Annotated in this window: 18 protein-coding genes and 2 riboswitches; of the genes, 4 read left to right on the plus strand and 14 right to left on the minus strand. The window is 41.1% G+C overall.

Features of this window, described 5'->3' with window-relative positions; translation table 11 throughout:
- Position 1: 1 nt before the first annotated feature.
- The 8 genes from tenA to lctO form a co-directional block, all read right to left on the minus strand.
- Positions 2–694, minus strand: a complete 693-nt coding sequence (gene tenA, locus LG372_RS07185) for a thiaminase II (protein ID WP_225742470.1) — start codon at positions 692–694, stop codon at positions 2–4.
- 10 nt (positions 695–704) lie between these two features.
- Positions 705–1,355, minus strand: coding sequence for an energy-coupling factor transporter transmembrane component T (locus LG372_RS07190; protein ID WP_070842689.1), 651 nt, complete (start codon positions 1,353–1,355; stop codon positions 705–707).
- A gap of 1 nt (position 1,356) precedes the next feature.
- Positions 1,357–2,742, minus strand: a complete 1,386-nt coding sequence (locus LG372_RS07195) for an ATP-binding cassette domain-containing protein (RefSeq protein WP_225742471.1) — start codon at positions 2,740–2,742, stop codon at positions 1,357–1,359.
- Positions 2,743–3,303, minus strand: coding sequence for an ECF transporter S component (locus tag LG372_RS07200; RefSeq protein ID WP_120769949.1), 561 nt, complete (start codon positions 3,301–3,303; stop codon positions 2,743–2,745).
- Positions 3,304–3,460: 157 nt separating this feature from the next.
- Positions 3,461–3,549, minus strand: a riboswitch (TPP riboswitch).
- A 213-nt stretch (positions 3,550–3,762) separates the two neighbouring features.
- Entirely contained in the window at positions 3,763–4,392 is a 630-nt protein-coding gene (gene thiE, locus LG372_RS07205) for a thiamine phosphate synthase (RefSeq protein ID WP_225742472.1), read from the minus strand.
- A gap of 1 nt (position 4,393) precedes the next feature.
- Positions 4,394–5,176 (minus strand): hydroxyethylthiazole kinase, encoded by a 783-nt coding sequence (thiM, locus tag LG372_RS07210; RefSeq protein WP_225742473.1) that lies wholly within the window; start codon positions 5,174–5,176, stop codon positions 4,394–4,396.
- 128 nt (positions 5,177–5,304) lie between these two features.
- Complete coding sequence (locus tag LG372_RS07215; RefSeq protein WP_225742474.1) at positions 5,305–5,973, minus strand: TenA family protein; 669 nt, start codon at positions 5,971–5,973, stop codon at positions 5,305–5,307.
- Positions 5,974–6,188: 215 nt separating this feature from the next.
- Positions 6,189–6,277: riboswitch (TPP riboswitch) on the minus strand.
- A gap of 147 nt (positions 6,278–6,424) precedes the next feature.
- Positions 6,425–7,561: an L-lactate oxidase gene (gene lctO / locus LG372_RS07220; protein ID WP_000120723.1), complete on the minus strand. Its 1,137-nt coding sequence runs from the start codon at positions 7,559–7,561 to the stop codon at positions 6,425–6,427.
- Between the two features lie 215 nt (positions 7,562–7,776).
- On the opposite strand from lctO, the gene LG372_RS07225 reads away from it, so the two are divergent.
- From LG372_RS07225 to LG372_RS07240, 4 genes are read left to right on the plus strand one after another with little or no spacing between them, the layout of a single operon-like run.
- On the plus strand, positions 7,777–8,457 hold the full coding sequence (locus tag LG372_RS07225) for an amino acid ABC transporter permease (protein WP_225742475.1): 681 nt from the start codon (positions 7,777–7,779) through the stop codon (positions 8,455–8,457).
- The gene (locus LG372_RS07230) at positions 8,417–9,094 is read left to right on the plus strand and encodes an amino acid ABC transporter permease (protein ID WP_042750325.1); all 678 of its coding nucleotides are present in this window, start codon (positions 8,417–8,419) and stop codon (positions 9,092–9,094) included. The genes LG372_RS07225 and LG372_RS07230 overlap by 41 nt, the downstream gene beginning before the upstream one ends.
- Positions 9,095–9,853, plus strand: coding sequence for an amino acid ABC transporter ATP-binding protein (locus tag LG372_RS07235; protein ID WP_061864271.1), 759 nt, complete (start codon positions 9,095–9,097; stop codon positions 9,851–9,853).
- Between the two features lie 11 nt (positions 9,854–9,864).
- Entirely contained in the window at positions 9,865–10,731 is an 867-nt protein-coding gene (locus LG372_RS07240) for a cysteine ABC transporter substrate-binding protein (RefSeq protein WP_061589855.1), read from the plus strand.
- A 131-nt stretch (positions 10,732–10,862) separates the two neighbouring features.
- Here LG372_RS07240 and pyrE read toward each other — a convergent pair whose 3' ends face one another.
- The 6 genes from pyrE to LG372_RS07270 all read right to left on the minus strand — a co-directional run bounded on the left by pyrE (position 10,863) and on the right by LG372_RS07270 (position 16,509).
- Entirely contained in the window at positions 10,863–11,495 is a 633-nt protein-coding gene (pyrE, locus tag LG372_RS07245; RefSeq protein ID WP_225742476.1) for an orotate phosphoribosyltransferase, read from the minus strand.
- Positions 11,496–11,528: 33 nt separating this feature from the next.
- Positions 11,529–12,230 carry an orotidine-5'-phosphate decarboxylase gene (gene pyrF, locus LG372_RS07250; RefSeq protein WP_225742477.1) on the minus strand — a complete coding sequence of 234 codons (702 nt, stop codon included), beginning with the start codon at positions 12,228–12,230 and terminating at the stop codon, positions 11,529–11,531.
- A 233-nt stretch (positions 12,231–12,463) separates the two neighbouring features.
- On the minus strand, positions 12,464–13,717 hold the full coding sequence (locus tag LG372_RS07255; RefSeq protein WP_070842680.1) for a cell division protein FtsQ/DivIB: 1,254 nt from the start codon (positions 13,715–13,717) through the stop codon (positions 12,464–12,466).
- Positions 13,718–13,726: 9 nt separating this feature from the next.
- Positions 13,727–14,785 carry a UDP-N-acetylglucosamine--N-acetylmuramyl-(pentapeptide) pyrophosphoryl-undecaprenol N-acetylglucosamine transferase gene (locus LG372_RS07260; protein WP_033679986.1) on the minus strand — a complete coding sequence of 353 codons (1,059 nt, stop codon included), beginning with the start codon at positions 14,783–14,785 and terminating at the stop codon, positions 13,727–13,729.
- Position 14,786: 1 nt separating this feature from the next.
- Complete coding sequence (gene murD, locus LG372_RS07265; RefSeq protein ID WP_225742478.1) at positions 14,787–16,139, minus strand: UDP-N-acetylmuramoyl-L-alanine--D-glutamate ligase; 1,353 nt, start codon at positions 16,137–16,139, stop codon at positions 14,787–14,789.
- Positions 16,140–16,254: 115 nt separating this feature from the next.
- A complete protein-coding gene (locus LG372_RS07270) occupies positions 16,255–16,509 on the minus strand; it encodes a DUF3165 family protein (protein WP_225742479.1) in 255 nt (84 codons plus the stop codon).
- Positions 16,510–16,527: the final 18 nt, after the last annotated feature.

The following is a 16,527-nucleotide window of genomic DNA, read 5'->3' on the forward strand; positions in this document are numbered from 1 at the left end:
TCTATTCTTCTCCTGTTTCTAAAGACTGTAAATCGCTCTTCCATGTTTGGTGTTGGTAGGCCATTTCCCAAAACTTGGCTTCCATGTGAACACTGATGTGGAAGGCATCTAGCATTTTTTTCCTGTCTGTCTCATCACTTTCTCGATAGAGTTGATTGACCAGAGCTTCTTCCTCTCGAATCTGCTGCTCTAACTCATCCGTAATATAAGTTTCAATCCATTGTTGATAGAGAGGATTTGGTGATGGTTTAAGATTAAGTGATTTACCTATATCATGGTATAACCAAGGACAAGGCAGCAAACTTGCAAAGGCAATGGCTAGATTTGCTTCTTCAAATTGCCGATAAATGTGAGAGATATAATGATAGCAGGTTGGAGCGATTGGATGTTGCTCCATTTCCTGATCGCTGATTTCCAATTCCTTGAAAAATTGTTGGCGGATAAATAACTCACCTTCCACTAGACTCTGAGCATTTTGTTTCAAGAGTCTTTTCATCTCTTGGTTGGAAGTCTTTTCAGCCAAAAGGTGATAGATTTCTGAGAAGGCCTTCAGATAGTAGGCATCCTGAATCAGGTAATAGCGGAAAATGGCAGGTTCTAAATTCCCCTCTTGCAACTGTAAAATAAAGGGATGATGAAAAGAAGCCTGCCAAGCTTCCTTGGATAATTCCATCGCAATATCTGTAAATTCCATAATAACTCCTTTATAAAAATAGACTGGTTTGAAGCAATAAAAAGAAAAGCAGGTAGATGAATATTGTCCTTTGAGGAATATAAAAAGTCCGATAGCTATTCTCCACCTGTGCATGTTCGTCATATCCATGCGCCGACAGGGCTCTCAGGTAAAGATGGCGCCACCTAAAGACTGTCATCAGAACCTTGCTGTAAATCAAGGGAGACCAAACATGCAGTTCTTGACCGCGTAATAGGCAAGCTTCCTTGAGAGACTTGATTTCTTGCTGAATAAGGGGAAAGGAATTGAATACCACAATCAAGGCATAAGCCCAAGAGCGTGATAACCCCTTTTGAGCCAAGTACAAGAGAAGCTCTTTTAAGGAAATAGAGGAAACAAAGACAAGGCCGATACAAACTGTCACAAAGGCCCTCGTTCCAAGCATGACTGCCTGCGAAGCATCTCCATGTAACTGAACTGCCCAGTAATTGGCCAAGGATGGCAAAATGGCAAGCAGAATCATCCAAGCCAATACTTTAAATCGACGGTAATAGAGCATAAAGAGGATACAAAATGCGACTACCGAAAGATTCAGAGCAATCGAAGGAATGAAAGATGTTTCCAAGGATAAAATCAGCAAGAAGAGACTGATAATCGGTGTCTGGGTTGCTACTTTGACCATACTACTTCACCTCCCCTTGGGTATTGCTACTCTGAGATATGAGTGGTTTGGTAATTGTCACTTCTTTCACATGACTGAGACCCTGACTAGTCATCTCAATCCAATAATCAACCACAGAGATCAAGGGATCTAAACGATGGCTAATGATCAGAAAACTTCTTCCTTGATTTCTCTCCTCCAGAATCCACTGACAAAAATAATGGCAAGCTCTATCATCCAAACCTGCAAAAGGTTCGTCTAGCAAGATCACAGAAGCCTTGCTAGTCAAGATGGTCAAGAGCTGAAGAATCTTTTGCTGACCACCACTTAATTGATAGGGACTCTTATCAAGAGCCTGCTCCAGATCAAAATATTGTAAAGCTTGGAGTATCCGCTGATTTCTTTCAGAATCAGGTCCATCTAATTGAAGCTCTTCTCGCAGACTGACTCGGATAAACTGCTTCTCAGCTTCCTGAACAACACCCGTCAGGTCACGGTACAAACTCTTTTTCTTTTTCAGGACTGTCCCCTTCCAGGTAATGCGCCCCTTATACTTTTGAAATTGAAGAATAGACCGAAAGAGGGTTGATTTCCCGACACCATTGTCTCCCAAGATACAGGAAATTCCTTGGTAGAACGTAAAATCCGCAATTGAAAATAGGGGGCGATTATCCAGCTCACAAGTCGTTCTATCCATATGGAATAGTTCTGGGCTAGAAGCAACTTCCTTTGAAGCAACCTGTGTCATCTCAGAGGTAGGGATTTGAAACACTTCCCTTAGTTGTCCATCTCTTAGCTCCACCATATGGTCGATATAGGCTTCATAATCAGATAAATCATGGTCGCACAAAATAACTGTCTTCCCATCAGAGGCCAACTCTTTTAGAATCTCCAATATCTCTATCCTACTCTTGCGGTCAATGGAAGCGAAGGGCTCATCCAAGAGATATACCCTAGGATTCATAGCAAAGAGAACAGCCAAAGCAGCCTTTTGCTTTTCCCCACCTGATAAGTGATGGAGGGGACGGTGCAAAATCTTCTCACAGCGACATTGCTGGACAACCTCTGCTATTTTAGAATCAATTTCCTGAACGGGATGCCCAATATTTTCCAAGGTAAAAATTAGCTCCTCAAACAAGTTCTCCATGGTAAATTGATGATTGGGATTTTGAAAGAGAATACCAACCGTCTGGACACGTTCGATGATAGAAATCTGACTGACCTCGCTCCCATTTATCAGGACTTGACCGCTATAGGGAAGAGAACTGACTTGGGCAATCATTTGAAAGAGACTCGATTTCCCTGAACCACTGCTCCCAACTAACAAGGTAAAGGCTTGCGCATGAAAAGTAAAATCAAGTGGCTCAGAGAAGATTGGGGACTGAATCGCTCGTAGTTCCAGCCCCATCTATGCCTTTCCTCCAGCTACAAACTGATGGTAGAGTTTGACAATGGCACGAACCAAGATGGTACAGAAGAAAAAGACAGAAATAAAGCGTACCACAAGCAAGGAAAGAACAAAAGGAAGGGAGAAGGCGTAGTAACCTAACTTAATGTATTCATAGACAAAACTAACAAGCGTAATCCCAATACTATTAGCAGTTAGAGAGAGCCAACTTTCATAGCGATTCTTGGTTACGATAAAACCAAGTTCACTTCCCAAACCTTGAACCAAGCCAGACAAAAGGGCACCTAGACCGAATTGGCTACCATAAAGGACTTCAGCAAGCGCAGCTAGCACTTCACCAATCGTTGCACTTCCGACTCTTGGAACAAAGATTGCAGCAATAGGCGCAGCCATACACCAAAGACCAAAGAGGATTTCATTGGCAAAGGCCTGCAAGCCAAGAGGGGCTAAAATCAGAGTGAGGATATCAAACAGATAGCCCGATCCTACAAAAACGCCACCAAAAAAGATAGACAAGAAAGCAAGTAAAATAACATCTTTTAACTGCCATTTTTTCAACATAAAAAACTCCTTTTTTAAAGAAAAGTGGGGTATTTAAGGTGAGCTACCGAAAGGCTTAACGTCCAGCCTATCCTCTTTTGATAAACAAAAAAACTCCAATTACAATCAAGAATTAGAGTTTAGCTTACAAGATTAGACAGTTCTTTTCGACATACGAAAAAAACGTTTCACATTTCCCTTCGCCAGTCTTAACTGTATCAGGTTCAATGGGTATCATCTCAGCCTAAAGCACCCCAAATGTCTTTATTATTTAATTATATAAATATTATAACAAACGATTTTTTCCAGTTCAAGAAATTGAACTGGAAATACAGCCTTGCACTCACAAAGACAGCAGATCTTTCGTTTGCAAAAAACAAATGTCTTGTTTGATAGATTAGCCATTTGAGCTGAATCTGGACATAGCTTTTTAGAAAAAAGAAAATCCTACTCCCCCAGAATCCAAGGAAAAATTGATACCTATTGTTCACTCATTTCTCGAACAGTTTTTTCTATATTTTTTGCATACGATATTGCTGAAATGATTGAAACACCGTCAACATTGGTCTTCATAATGTCTTTAATATGTTGCGTCTGTATCCCACCAATTGCAACTAAGGGCATTTGTGGCAATAGTTTTCTCATCAATTTAAGACCCTCATAACCTATAGCGCCACCAGCATCATCCTTTGACTGGGTATCAAATACAGGACCAACACCAACATAATCTACATATTCAACTTTTGATTGTTGAAATTCTTCCTCGTTTTTTATAGAAAGACCAATTATTTTATCTGGCATCAATTTTCTAATTTCATCAACTCCAAGGTCATCTTGTCCTACATGTACGCCATCAGAGTCAATTTCCATTGCCAAATCAATATCATCATTAACAATAAATGGAACATTATATTTTTTACAAAGATCCTGTAGTTTTATTGCTAATTCGACTTTTTCTTTACCTTCTAAGGCTCCCTCACCTTTTTCACGAAATTGAAATAAGGTTATACCACCTTTTAAGGCTTCCTCAACGACCTTATAAAGATCTTTTCCTTGGCAAGTGGTCGTTCCACAAATAAAATATAGTTTTAGTAATTCTTTTTGAAACATCTTACTTCACTCTTTTGAATTTCTTTACATCTTCATCTGTAATCTCGTATAAGGCATTTATAAATTCAACTTTAAATGTTCCAGGAAAATGCCCATTTGGACGTTTTTCTGCCATTTCTCCAGCTATATTGTAAACCAACATTGCTGTTTCTAATGATTTCAATTCTTGACCTTTTTCAAGTCCGATAAAGCTTGCTACTACAGCGCCTAATAAGCATCCTGTCCCAATAACTTTTGGCATCATGGCACTACCATTATGAATCGTCACCACTTCTCCATTTACCGCAATAGCATCCACTTCACCAGTTACTACTATTGGAATATTGAACTTTTTATTTGCTGCTAGAGCAATTTCATCAATATTATCTACGCCTGCACTATCTACTCCTTTAGATGCCACATTTATTCCTACTAAAGAGGCAATCTCGCCAGCATTTCCCCTAATCGCTGCCAGTTTGTAATTATTGATTAGATCATCTGCTACTTTTTTTCTATATTCTCCTGCTCCACAGGCTACAGGATCTAAAACTGCTGGGACATTATATTTCTCTGCAATTTTCAGAGCAGCTTGGTATAATTTCCAATTTTCATCTGTCAATGTTCCTATGTTTATTAATAAACCACCAGCATACTTTAACAAATCCTCTAAATCTGCTGGAAACTCACTCATGGCTGGTGATGCACCCAGTGCTACTAATCCATTTGCTGTGAAATTTTTTACTACATCGTTGGTTATGCAAATGATCAAAGGTGCTTTTTCTTTTAATAATTTTAAACTTGTCATATTGAAATCCTTCCTTTTCACTTTATACGATCTACTGATTTCGATTTATTTCTATCTTTCGTTAAGAAATTTTTTCATTTACATTGAATGATTTACCTCATCAAATTTGTAAATATAACGAGCCTTCTCTAGGCATCATAACCAATATCAAAAAAAGCTAATTCTAAAGCGACCGCTTGATTCCAGCGTTGCTGAAGTTCTGTCACATCTTCTCGACCTTTTCCGACACGATTGAGTTCGTCAACCAGAAATTGAACCCACTCTGCAAAGAAAGGACCTCTGTGGAGATTGATCCATTCCGAATGAATATAGGCTTCAGGTAGAGCCAAATCTTTAGAACCCCAGTCCAAATAGAGACCTTCCGCAATGACCAGCATAACCAAAAGATGAGCATAATCTGATGATGACACAGCAGAATACATAAGCTCCTGAAAGGCTTTTGTTACAGGATGCAAGGTCACTTCCAGATAGTCATTCTCAGATACTTTTAACTCTTTGAAAGCCTTTTGGAAATAACCGTCTTCATCTGCTTCAAGAAAGCCTAGTTGCTTGGCAAAACGAAGCTTGGATTCAAGCTGGTCTGCGTGGGCTACGCAGGCACCCAGCATGGATAAGAAGGCATCAAAGAAGTGATAATCTTGAATCAGGTATTCTTTTAAGACCTTATTCTCAATTACACCCTCAAAAAGTTCCTGAACAAAACGATGATTGATTGCAGCCTGCCAATCCTTCTGACTGCTTTTTAATAATTCTCCAACGGTCAAACCTGTCTCAAATGCATAGTCTTGTGTTTCCATATTTACTTTTCCTCTCTTTACTCGTTCGTAATCAACAAAATACCAAGAAAATCCTAGTTTTACTTGACCTTTTTAAAGAAAATCAAGGGCGTTCAAGAAGAGCTACCTAAATGCTTTGTATCACCTTCATCCAGCTTATATAAACAAAAAAACTCCAATTACAATCAAGAATTAGAGTTTAGCTTACAAGATTAGATCGTTCATTTCGCCATACGAAAAAACGTTTCACATTTCCCTTCGCCAGTCTTAACTGTATCAGGTTCAATGGGTATCATCTCAGCTTAAAGCACCCCAAATGTCTTTGTTATTTAATTACTGCACCAGTATAGCAAAAAATGAAAGCCCTAGCAAGATATTTGATTAGAAAATATATTTATATAGTTTTTAATGGTGATTTATTCTTCCTATAGACGAAGAAAAACCTCCACATTCAGTGGAGGCAATCTTTTTATCAATACAATTTTAAGTCGCGTGGGTCAACTGGGAAGGTTGGGTTGTATGGGTTGTGACGGAGTTTGAAGTGTTTGACATCTTCAATAGTCTGAGTTCCAGACAATTGCATAACTGTCTTCAATTCTGCATTCAAGTGTTCAAAGACTTGACGTACACCAACACTACCACCGAGAGCCAAACCATAGATGACAGGGCGACCAATAGCTACCAAGTCTGCTCCTGAAGCCAAGGCTTTAAAGACGTGTTGACCACGACGAATACCTGAGTCAAAGACAATTGGTACGCGTTTGTCAACTGCTTCAGCTACTTCTTGAAGTGAGTCGAAGGCAGCTGGTCCACCGTCGATTTGGCGACCACCATGGTTGGTTACCCAGATACCAGAAGCTCCCGCAGCAAGCGAACGTTCAACGTCCTCACGGCATTGTGGTCCCTTGACATAAACAGGAAGTCCTGAGTATTCAGCAATAAATTCTACATCACGTGGAGACAAGCGTTGTTTAGCTGATTTGTAAACAAAGTCCATTGATTTACCAGCACCTTCTGGTAGGTATTCTTCAACAATCGGCATGCCAACTGGGAAAACAAAACCATTACGCTTGTCCACCTCACGATTGCCCCCTACCGTAGCATCAGCCGTCAAGACAATCGCTTTATAACCTTCAGCCTTCACACGGTCCATGATGTGGCGGTTGATCCCATCATCTTTACTAAAGTAAAATTGGAACCAGTGAGGTGTCCCTTGAAGGGCTTCTGTAATTTCTGGAAGATCGACAGTAGAGTAAGAGCTAGTTGTGTAAAGAGAACCAAATTCATGCACACCACGCGCAGTCGCCACTTCACCCTGTTCATTTGCTAATTTATGAGCCGCAACAGGCGCCATGATGATTGGTGAAGACAATTTTTCACCTGCAAATTCAATCTCTGTACTTGGATTTTCTACATTGCAAAGCGTATGCGGAACGATGAGTTTATGGTTAAAGGCGCGAATATTCTCACGTAAAGTGAAAGTATCTTCCGCCCCACTAGCGATATAGCCAAATGCTGCTTTAGGAATAACTTGTTGCGCCATTGGCTCCAAATCATAGGTATTGATGAAATCTACATGACCTTCTGCATTGCTTGTTTTGTATGACATAAAATGCCCTCCTTAATAAGTAAGCGTTTACTTTGTATATTACAAAAATATCTTAACTCTTTTTTCAAAACTTTTCAAATATTTTGTTTGTAAATTTCAGAAATTTTATGTCTATGATAAAAAATCCTTATAACGGCAATAAAAAATAGATATTATCCAAAGAAGATTTTAAGTGCTACAATAACTGTATTATTTCTAGATGGGAGGTTCTATTTTTGAATTGGTCCATTGTTGAACAATATCTACCACTATATCAAAAGGCATTCTTTCTAACCTTGCATATTGCAGTTTGGGGAATTCTGGGATCCTTTCTGCTCGGTTTAATCGTTAGTATCATCCGACATTATCGAATCCCTGTTTTGGCGCAAGTAGCGACAGCCTATATTGAATTGTCACGTAATACGCCCCTTTTGATTCAACTCTTCTTTCTCTACTTCGGACTTCCTAGAGTAGGGATTGTCCTATCTTCAGAAGTCTGTGCCACTTTAGGACTGGTCTTTTTAGGGGGCTCCTATATGGCAGAATCTTTCCGAAGTGGGTTGGAAGCCGTCAGTCAAACCCAGCAGGAGATTGGATTAGCAATCGGTCTGACACCTGTGCAGGTCTTTCGCTATGTGGTTCTTCCGCAAGCAACAGCGGTGGCCCTACCGTCTTTTAGTGCCAATGTCATTTTCCTCATCAAGGAAACCTCTGTTTTCTCAGCAGTAGCTTTGGCCGACCTCATGTATGTCGCCAAGGACTTGATTGGACTCTATTATGAGACAGACATTGCGCTAACTATGTTGGTAGTTGCTTACCTTATCATGTTGCTCCCCATCTCACTGGTCTTTAGCTGGATAGAAAGGAGGCTCCGCCATGCAGGATTCGGGAATCCAAGTACTCTTTCAGGGAAATAATCTCCTGAGAATCTTACAGGGATTGAGCGTTACGATTGGGATATCCATCCTGTCTGTCCTCTTATCCATGATATTCGGGACAGTCATGGGAATCATCATGACCTCCCATTCTAGAATCATACGATTTTTAACACGATTGTATCTGGAATTCATCCGTATCATGCCCCAACTGGTGCTACTCTTCATCGTTTACTTTGGCTTGGCTCGAAACTTTAATATCAATATCTCAGGTGAGACTTCTGCTATTATCGTTTTCACCCTCTGGGGAACAGCTGAGATGGGAGACTTGGTCCGTGGAGCTATCACTTCCCTTCCTAAGCATCAGTTTGAAAGTGGACAGGCACTCGGCTTAACCAATGTTCAACTTTACTACCACATCATTATCCCACAAGTCTTTAGAAGATTACTGCCACAAGCCATCAATCTTGTTACTCGGATGATTAAAACCACTTCCTTGGTTGTTTTGATAGGGGTTGTTGAGGTTACAAAGGTTGGACAACAAATCATCGATAGCAATCGCCTGACCATCCCAACTGCTTCCTTTTGGATTTATGGAACCATTCTAGTCTTATATTTCGCAGTCTGCTTTCCTATTTCCAAACTATCCACTCACTTAGAAAAACATTGGAGGAACTAAATGTCTGAAACTATCTTAGAAATCAAGGAACTAAAAAAATCCTTCGGAGACAATCCCATCCTCCAAGGACTTTCTCTAGAAATCAAAAAAGGGGAAGTTGTTGTTATCCTAGGACCATCTGGTTGTGGGAAAAGTACTCTCCTTCGTTGTCTCAATGGCTTAGAAAGTATTCAAGGTGGAGATATTCTTCTGGATGGTCAGTCTATCGTTGAAAATAAAAAAGATTTTCACCTAGTTCGCCAAAAGATTGGCATGGTTTTTCAAAGTTATGAACTCTTTCCCCATCTGGATGTCCTACAAAACCTCATCCTAGGCCCTATCAAGGCTCAGGGAAGAGACAAGAAGGAAGTAACGGAAGAGGCTTTACAACTACTGGAACGTGTCGGATTGTTGGATAAACAACATAGCTTTGCTCGTCAATTGTCTGGTGGACAGAAGCAACGGGTTGCAATTGTCCGTGCCCTCCTCATGCATCCAGAAATCATCCTTTTTGACGAAGTGACTGCTTCGCTGGATCCAGAAATGGTACGTGAGGTGCTAGAACTTATCAATGATTTGGCCCAAGAAGGCCGTACCATGATTTTAGTAACTCATGAAATGCAGTTTGCTCAAGCTATTGCCGATCGGATTATCTTCCTCGACCAAGGGAAAATCACTGAAGAAGGAACGGCTCAAGCCTTCTTTACCAATCCGCAAACCAAACGAGCCCAGGAATTTTTAAACGTCTTTGACTTTAGCCAATTTGGCTCATATCTATAAAGGAGATTCTTATGAAACTATTCAAACCACTCTTAACTGTTTTGGCACTTGCCTTTGCCCTTATCTTTGTCACAGCTTGTAGCTCAGGTGGAAATGGTGGTGCATCGTCAGGTAAAACCACTGCCAAGGCTCGCACAATCGATGAAATCAAAAAAAGCGGTGAGCTACGAGTCGCCGTGTTTGGAGATAAAAAACCGTTTGGTTACGTTGACAATGACGGTTCTTACCAAGGTTACGATATTGAACTTGGGAATCAATTAGCACAAGACCTTGGGGTGAAGGTTAAATACGTCTCCGTCGATGCTGCCAACCGTGCTGAATACTTGATTTCAAACAAGGTGGATATTACCCTTGCCAACTTTACAGTGACTGACGAACGCAAGAAACAAGTTGATTTTGCCCTTCCATATATGAAAGTTTCTCTGGGTGTCGTATCACCTAAGACTGGTCTCATTACAGACGTCAAACAATTAGAAGGCAAAACCTTGATTGTTACAAAAGGAACAACTGCTGAGACTTATTTTGAAAAGAATCATCCAGAAATCAAACTCCAAAAATATGACCAATACAGTGACTCTTACCAAGCCCTTCTTGACGGACGTGGAGATGCCTTTTCTACCGACAATACTGAAGTCCTAGCTTGGGCGCTTGAAAACAAAGGATTTGAAGTAGGAATTACTTCTCTCGGTAATCCAGATACCATTGCAGCAGCAGTTCAAAAAGGCAACCAAGAATTGCTAGACTTCATCAATAAAGATATTGAAAAATTAGGCAAAGAAAACTTCTTCCATAAGGCCTATGAAAAAACACTTCACCCAACCTACGGTGACGCTGCTAAAGCAGATGACCTGGTTGTTGAAGGTGGAAAAGTTGACTAATACTCTTCGAAAATCTCTTCAAACCATATCAGCTTCACCTTGGATTATATTTGATTTTCATTGAGTATAAGATCCAATAACATCACAAAAAGAAATCAGGTAATCCTAGTGACTACCTGATTTTCTATGTCTTAAGCATTTTGCCAATTTTCTTGGTCTTCTTTAAAGCGTTTAAGGAGGTCCAGTCCTTCTGGTGTGATGTAACCTTCTTCTTGAGCTAGGTGAATGAGTTCACTGTAGTTAGAAAGTGTTAACAGCTTAACACCAGCATCTGCAAAGTTTTTGTCTGCTTTTGGCAATTGGTAGCTGAAAATCGCTACAACTCCAAGCACATCTGCTCCTTCTCGCTTGGCTGCTGCCACGGCCTCGAGAACAGAACCACCTGTTGAAATAAGGTCTTCAACCACTACCATCTTTTGCCCCTGAGCTACGCGGCCTTCGATTTGGTTACCAGCTCCGTGGTCTTTTGGTTTGCTACGGATGTAGGCAAATGGCAGATTCATCTTGTCAGCAATGATGGCTCCGTGTGGAATCCCTGCTGTTGCAGTTCCTGCAATCACTTCTACCTCTGGAAAGGTTTCTTTGATAGCTTCCACAAAGCCATTTTCAATGAGGGTACGAGTTTCTGGATAGGCAAGGGTCACACGGTTATCTGTATAAATGGGTGACTTGATACCAGATGCCCAAGTGAAAGGCTCCTCTGGTTTGAGGTAAACGGCTTGGATTTTCAAGAGGTGGCTAGCGATATCTTTAGCAAGTGTCATGGTATTCTCCTTTTATTTTTCTAATCTAGTTCTTTAATTCCAGTCCTGTGTCCATTCATTCTTGATGGCATGATAAGCTGCAACAGGATCCTCAGCTTGGGTAATGGGACGTCCCACTACGATATAGTCACTACCGATTTGATAGGCATCCGCTGGCGTCATCACGCGTTTTTGGTCTCCAACTGCAGCTCCGGCCGGACGAATGCCCGGTGTCAGACAGATAAAATCTGGATTGGTGGCCTGCTTGATGACTTGCACTTCCTGAGCCGAGCAAACAACACCATCTAATCCCGCTTCAGCTGTCTTCTTAGCATAATGAATCACAGACTCCTGCAGGCTGGTTTGGATATTTTGAAACTCCTGCATCTGGGATTCCGATGTTGATGTGAGCTGAGTGACAGCGATCAATTTGGCTTGACTTCCAAGACCTTCACGCGCCGCCTTCATCATCTCTACACCGCCAGCAGCATGAACATTGGTCATATCCACACCAAGCTGAGACAGGACCTTCATGGCTGACTTGACTGTATTGGGAATGTCATGCAGCTTGAGATCCAAAAAGACACTGTGCCCCAGGCCTTTCAAGTAAGACACAATCTCAGGACCCGTTGCGTAATAAAGCTCCATCCCTACCTTTAGATAAAGGCTTTCTTCTGCTGGAAAAAGAGCTAAGAATTCCTTGACCACCTCAAAACTAGGAAAATCAAGAGCAATAACTGGACGATGTTCTCGCATAGGTTTCTCCTTTTACCTTTGCTAGTGAGAGAGTCTGGCCACAAGAAGCCACGAAAAAAGGAACCTGCCAACAGCAAGGTTCCACGAAAAATGGGTAGTCTCCACCCTTTTACCGTCTAACCTTAGCTGCCTCTCTGGACTGCTTTAAAGGTTTTTTACTATTCTATTATTTCTACTAACACTTGTCAAGTAAAAACATGGTCACTAAAGAGCTATAGGAGAAAAGGTAGACCCTAACGACGCGATGAACGCCGGGTCGTTTGGTTTTGATTGCCCTCTTCCTCCAGCTTTTTCCTTTCCTCTTCTAGTTTATTCTGCTGTTCTTCCAGTCTTTTCTTCTCTTCCTCTTTTTGTTTCTTCTCAGCTTCCTTAGCCTCTTGTTTGGCTTTTTCCTCAGCCTCCATAATTAATTTATCCGCCACAGTGTAACTGTAAATTCCAGCTTCCATGTCGACCACACTTGGTTCTGACAATTGTGGCTTAATCTTACTATAGTAAGGCAGTTTCTTACTCATTTCAGAAAGGGGAACCAAAACTTCGTCCGAATCATTCATAGTCACTCGAATTAAATCTGATGTGACCTTGCTTGGGGCTAGTTCCACCTTTTGGATAGCAGATTTGAGTTCGGGGCTAATTTGAGAAAGTTCTGAGGTAAAGGTCTTGATTTGTTCGCTGTTATTAAAGAGAACTGATATATAAGTTTCTGGCAGACTCACCAAACTTACCGCACTGGTCTCAAGCTGACCGCTTGAAAGGATTGGATAATGACTTTCTCCAGAAACATAGTAGGCCACAATATCATATTCCTTGACCTTGATTGTAAACTTGGTTGGAAATTGATAGACAAGCTGAGCTGATTCAACCCAATAGTTAGACTTGATCTGCTCTTCATATTTTGCCTTGTCTAGCAGAAGGTTAATCGTATAATCCGAATCCTGAATGCCTGAAGCCTGTCGAATATCATCATCTGTAGTTTGCACTGTTCCCTCAACACGAATATCCTTCATGGTCGCATAAGGACTGAGCAAGTAGGCAGAGACAACCAATAAAAGCAGACTGAGAAACAAAATCGAGATAGCCCGCCAGATATGAACTCCTGGAATTTTCGGTTTGACCTGTTTTTCCTTTACAGGCTTTTTCTCTATTTTTTTATCCTGTTTATTCTGTTTCTTTGGCTCTTTGGATTTTGGTTCTTCTTTGGGTACTTCTTTTTTAACGTCTTCTGACTCTTCTACTTTTTCTTCAGACTCTTTCTTAGCTGATTTTGAGTCTTTTGAATCAGATTCACTCTCTTGCTCCTCGGTTGCATCTGACTTTTCAGATTTTGAAGCCATTCGAGTCTGTCTTTCCTTTTCCTTCTCCTCAGCTAGGGCCGCCTCTTCCTCAGCCTTCTTTTTTAGATATTCTTGGTTTCGTTTCTGCCATTCTGATAACTCTTTAAATTCTTCGAGGATTTCTTTGCCCTCTTTTTTCTTATCTTTTGACATTTACTTTCCTTATGATAAATCTTTTTTCAACAATTGATAAAAATCTGCTAGAGATTTCAATTCCTTTGAAGCCTTCATCTTGGCTTGATAGTCTTCCTTGTGACTTAGTAAGTGAGAAAGCTTCACTTCTAAACTGTCCAAGGTCAAATCGCTTTCTTGAAGCTCTTCTGCATAGCCTTTTTTTACAAAGTAAGCTGCATTCTCAATCTGGTCTCCACGACTAGCTTCACGACCAAGTGGCACAATAACATGTAATTTTGCCATGGCCAAGAGCTCAAAAATCGTATTAGCACCACCTCGTGTCACAACTATATCAGCCAATTCCATCAAGGGTTGATAGAGATTGGTCACATAGTCAACACGAAAGAGATTTTGGCTCAACTCGTTCAGGCTAGAATCTCCAGTTAGATTGATAATATTGTAGCGTTCTGTCAGTTCTTTCTTATGGTCTGTCACCAATTGGTTAAAGACACGAGCACCTGCAGAACCACCGACAAACAATACAGTTGGCAATTGGGGATTAAAGTGGGTTTGAATATCCACCAATTCATCGGGTTCTGGATTTTTTTGATCTGAAACCTTGGTCACTGCTCCCACATGCTCAACCTTAGTCAAACTTGAAGCTTGCTCAAAGGTTGAATACATCTTCGTCGCAAATTTATAGGCGATTTTATTGGCCAAGCCCATAGATAGGTCCGATTCGTGAATAAAGACAGGAACTCCTGAAACACGTGCTGCGATCACAGGCGGCACAGAGACAAAGCCTCCCTTTGAAAAAAGAGCCTGTGGACGAAGTCGTAACATGATAAAGAGCGACTGGACAATTCCCCAGCCAACTTTGAAGACGTCCAGCATATTTTTCCAAGAGAAATAACGACGCAATTTTCCAGTCGCAATGGAATGGAAGGTGACATCTAGACCCGACTTGAGGATTTCTTGGTGTTCGATACCACGCTTGTCCCCGATATAGTGGACTTCCCAACCATCTTCGATGAACTTGGGCATTAACAAAAGGTTGAGGGTTACGTGTCCAACCGTCCCCCCACCTGTAAAGACAATTTTTTTCATATTATTCCTTTAACTCCGCTACTGTGTCGATAAAGAGGTCGCCACGTACTTCAAAGTTAGCATACATATCCCAGCTGGCATTTGCAGGACTGAGAAGGACTACATCTTCTTGAGTCGCAAGTTCATAGGCTTTGCGGGTCGCATCTGCAATATCAGTCGCATCCACATAAGACACACCAGCCTTATCTGCTGCCCGTTTGACACGTTCTGCAGACTGACCGAGGATGACCATCTTCTTGAGTCCAGTAATGTCTGGAACCAATTCGTCAAACTCATTACCACGGTCCAAACCACCTGCAATCAAAATGACCTTGCTGTTGTTAAACCCTGACAAGGCTTTTTGAGTAGCCAATATATTGGTTGACTTGCTATCATTATAGAATTTGACACCCTTGATTTCATCCACAAATTGGAGACGGTGTTTGACACCACCAAAGGCTGAAAGAGTTTCTTTGATGGTTTGGTTATCAACACCACGAAGCTTGGCTACAGCAATAGTCGCAAGGGCATTTTCCACATTGTGGCTACCTGGAACTCCGATTTCATTCGCTGCCATGACCACTTCCCCACGGAAGTAGAGTTGACCATCTTCCAGATAAGCTCCATCAACCTTTTCAAGTGTTGAAAATGGTACAACGGTAGCTTGTGTTTTAGTAGCCAAGTCTTTTGCCAAGTCTTGGTTAAAGTTCAAGACAAGGAAATCAGCCGCTGTCATCTTGTTCTGGATATTCCACTTAGCTGCTACATATTCCTCAAAAGAACCATGATAATCGATATGAGTTGGCATGAGGTTGGTAATAACCGCAATCTCTGGATGGAATTCTTGAACACCCATGAGTTGGAAAGAAGAAAGTTCCATAACAAGAGTGTCCTTATCTGTCGCAGTTTGAACCACTTGACTGGCAGGATAGCCGATATTTCCTGATAAGAGACCATGTTGTCCAGCAGCAGTCAAAACTTCCCCAATCATAGTCGTTGTGGTTGTTTTACCGTTCGAACCTGTGATACCGATAATTGGCGCTTCTGAAATCAAGTAAGCCAATTCCACCTCAGTCAAGACTGGAATCCCCTTGGCCAAAGCCTTTTCAATCATGGGATTACTGTATGGAATACCTGGATTTTTCACCATAAGGGCAAACTCTTCATCCAAGAGTTCCAAAGGATGGCCACCTGTAATGACCTTGATTCCTTCTTCCAACAAACTTTGGGCAGCTGGATTGTCCTCAAAAGGTTTGCCATCATTTACTGTCACAATGGCACCTAGCTTGTCCAACAAACGAGCTGCAGATTCACCAGACTTGGCCAAACCTAAAACAAGGACTTTCTTATTTTTAAATTGATCTATAACTTTCATGTCTCGAACTCCATTTCTACTCTTACTATTTTACCATTTTTATGGAAATAATTCTAAACGAAAATGCTCAGATTCAGCATTCTAACAAGCAAAAAGAGAGCCAAAACTCTCTTTTTTATCTTCTTTTACTTTTACTGACCGACATGAGGGTAATATCTCGCAAGCTAAAGTATGCTAGGAAGAGCATGGCGATTGCGATAAAGAATTCTGTCGGTAGCTGAAAGATTTGCAGAACAGACAGCATCAGCAAAATCAAGAGTACTACGAAAGCAAAGACGACAAGGACGATATTGACTGTCCCTTTAATGCTTTCTGGTGTCGCAAATACATAGAGTAGTAATAAGAGGAGTCCTATGATTAAATAAACCATCTTTATCTCTTTCTAGCT

The organism is Streptococcus sp. Marseille-Q5112, from assembly GCF_916700555.1.
GTDB lineage: Bacteria > Bacillota > Bacilli > Lactobacillales > Streptococcaceae > Streptococcus > Streptococcus symci.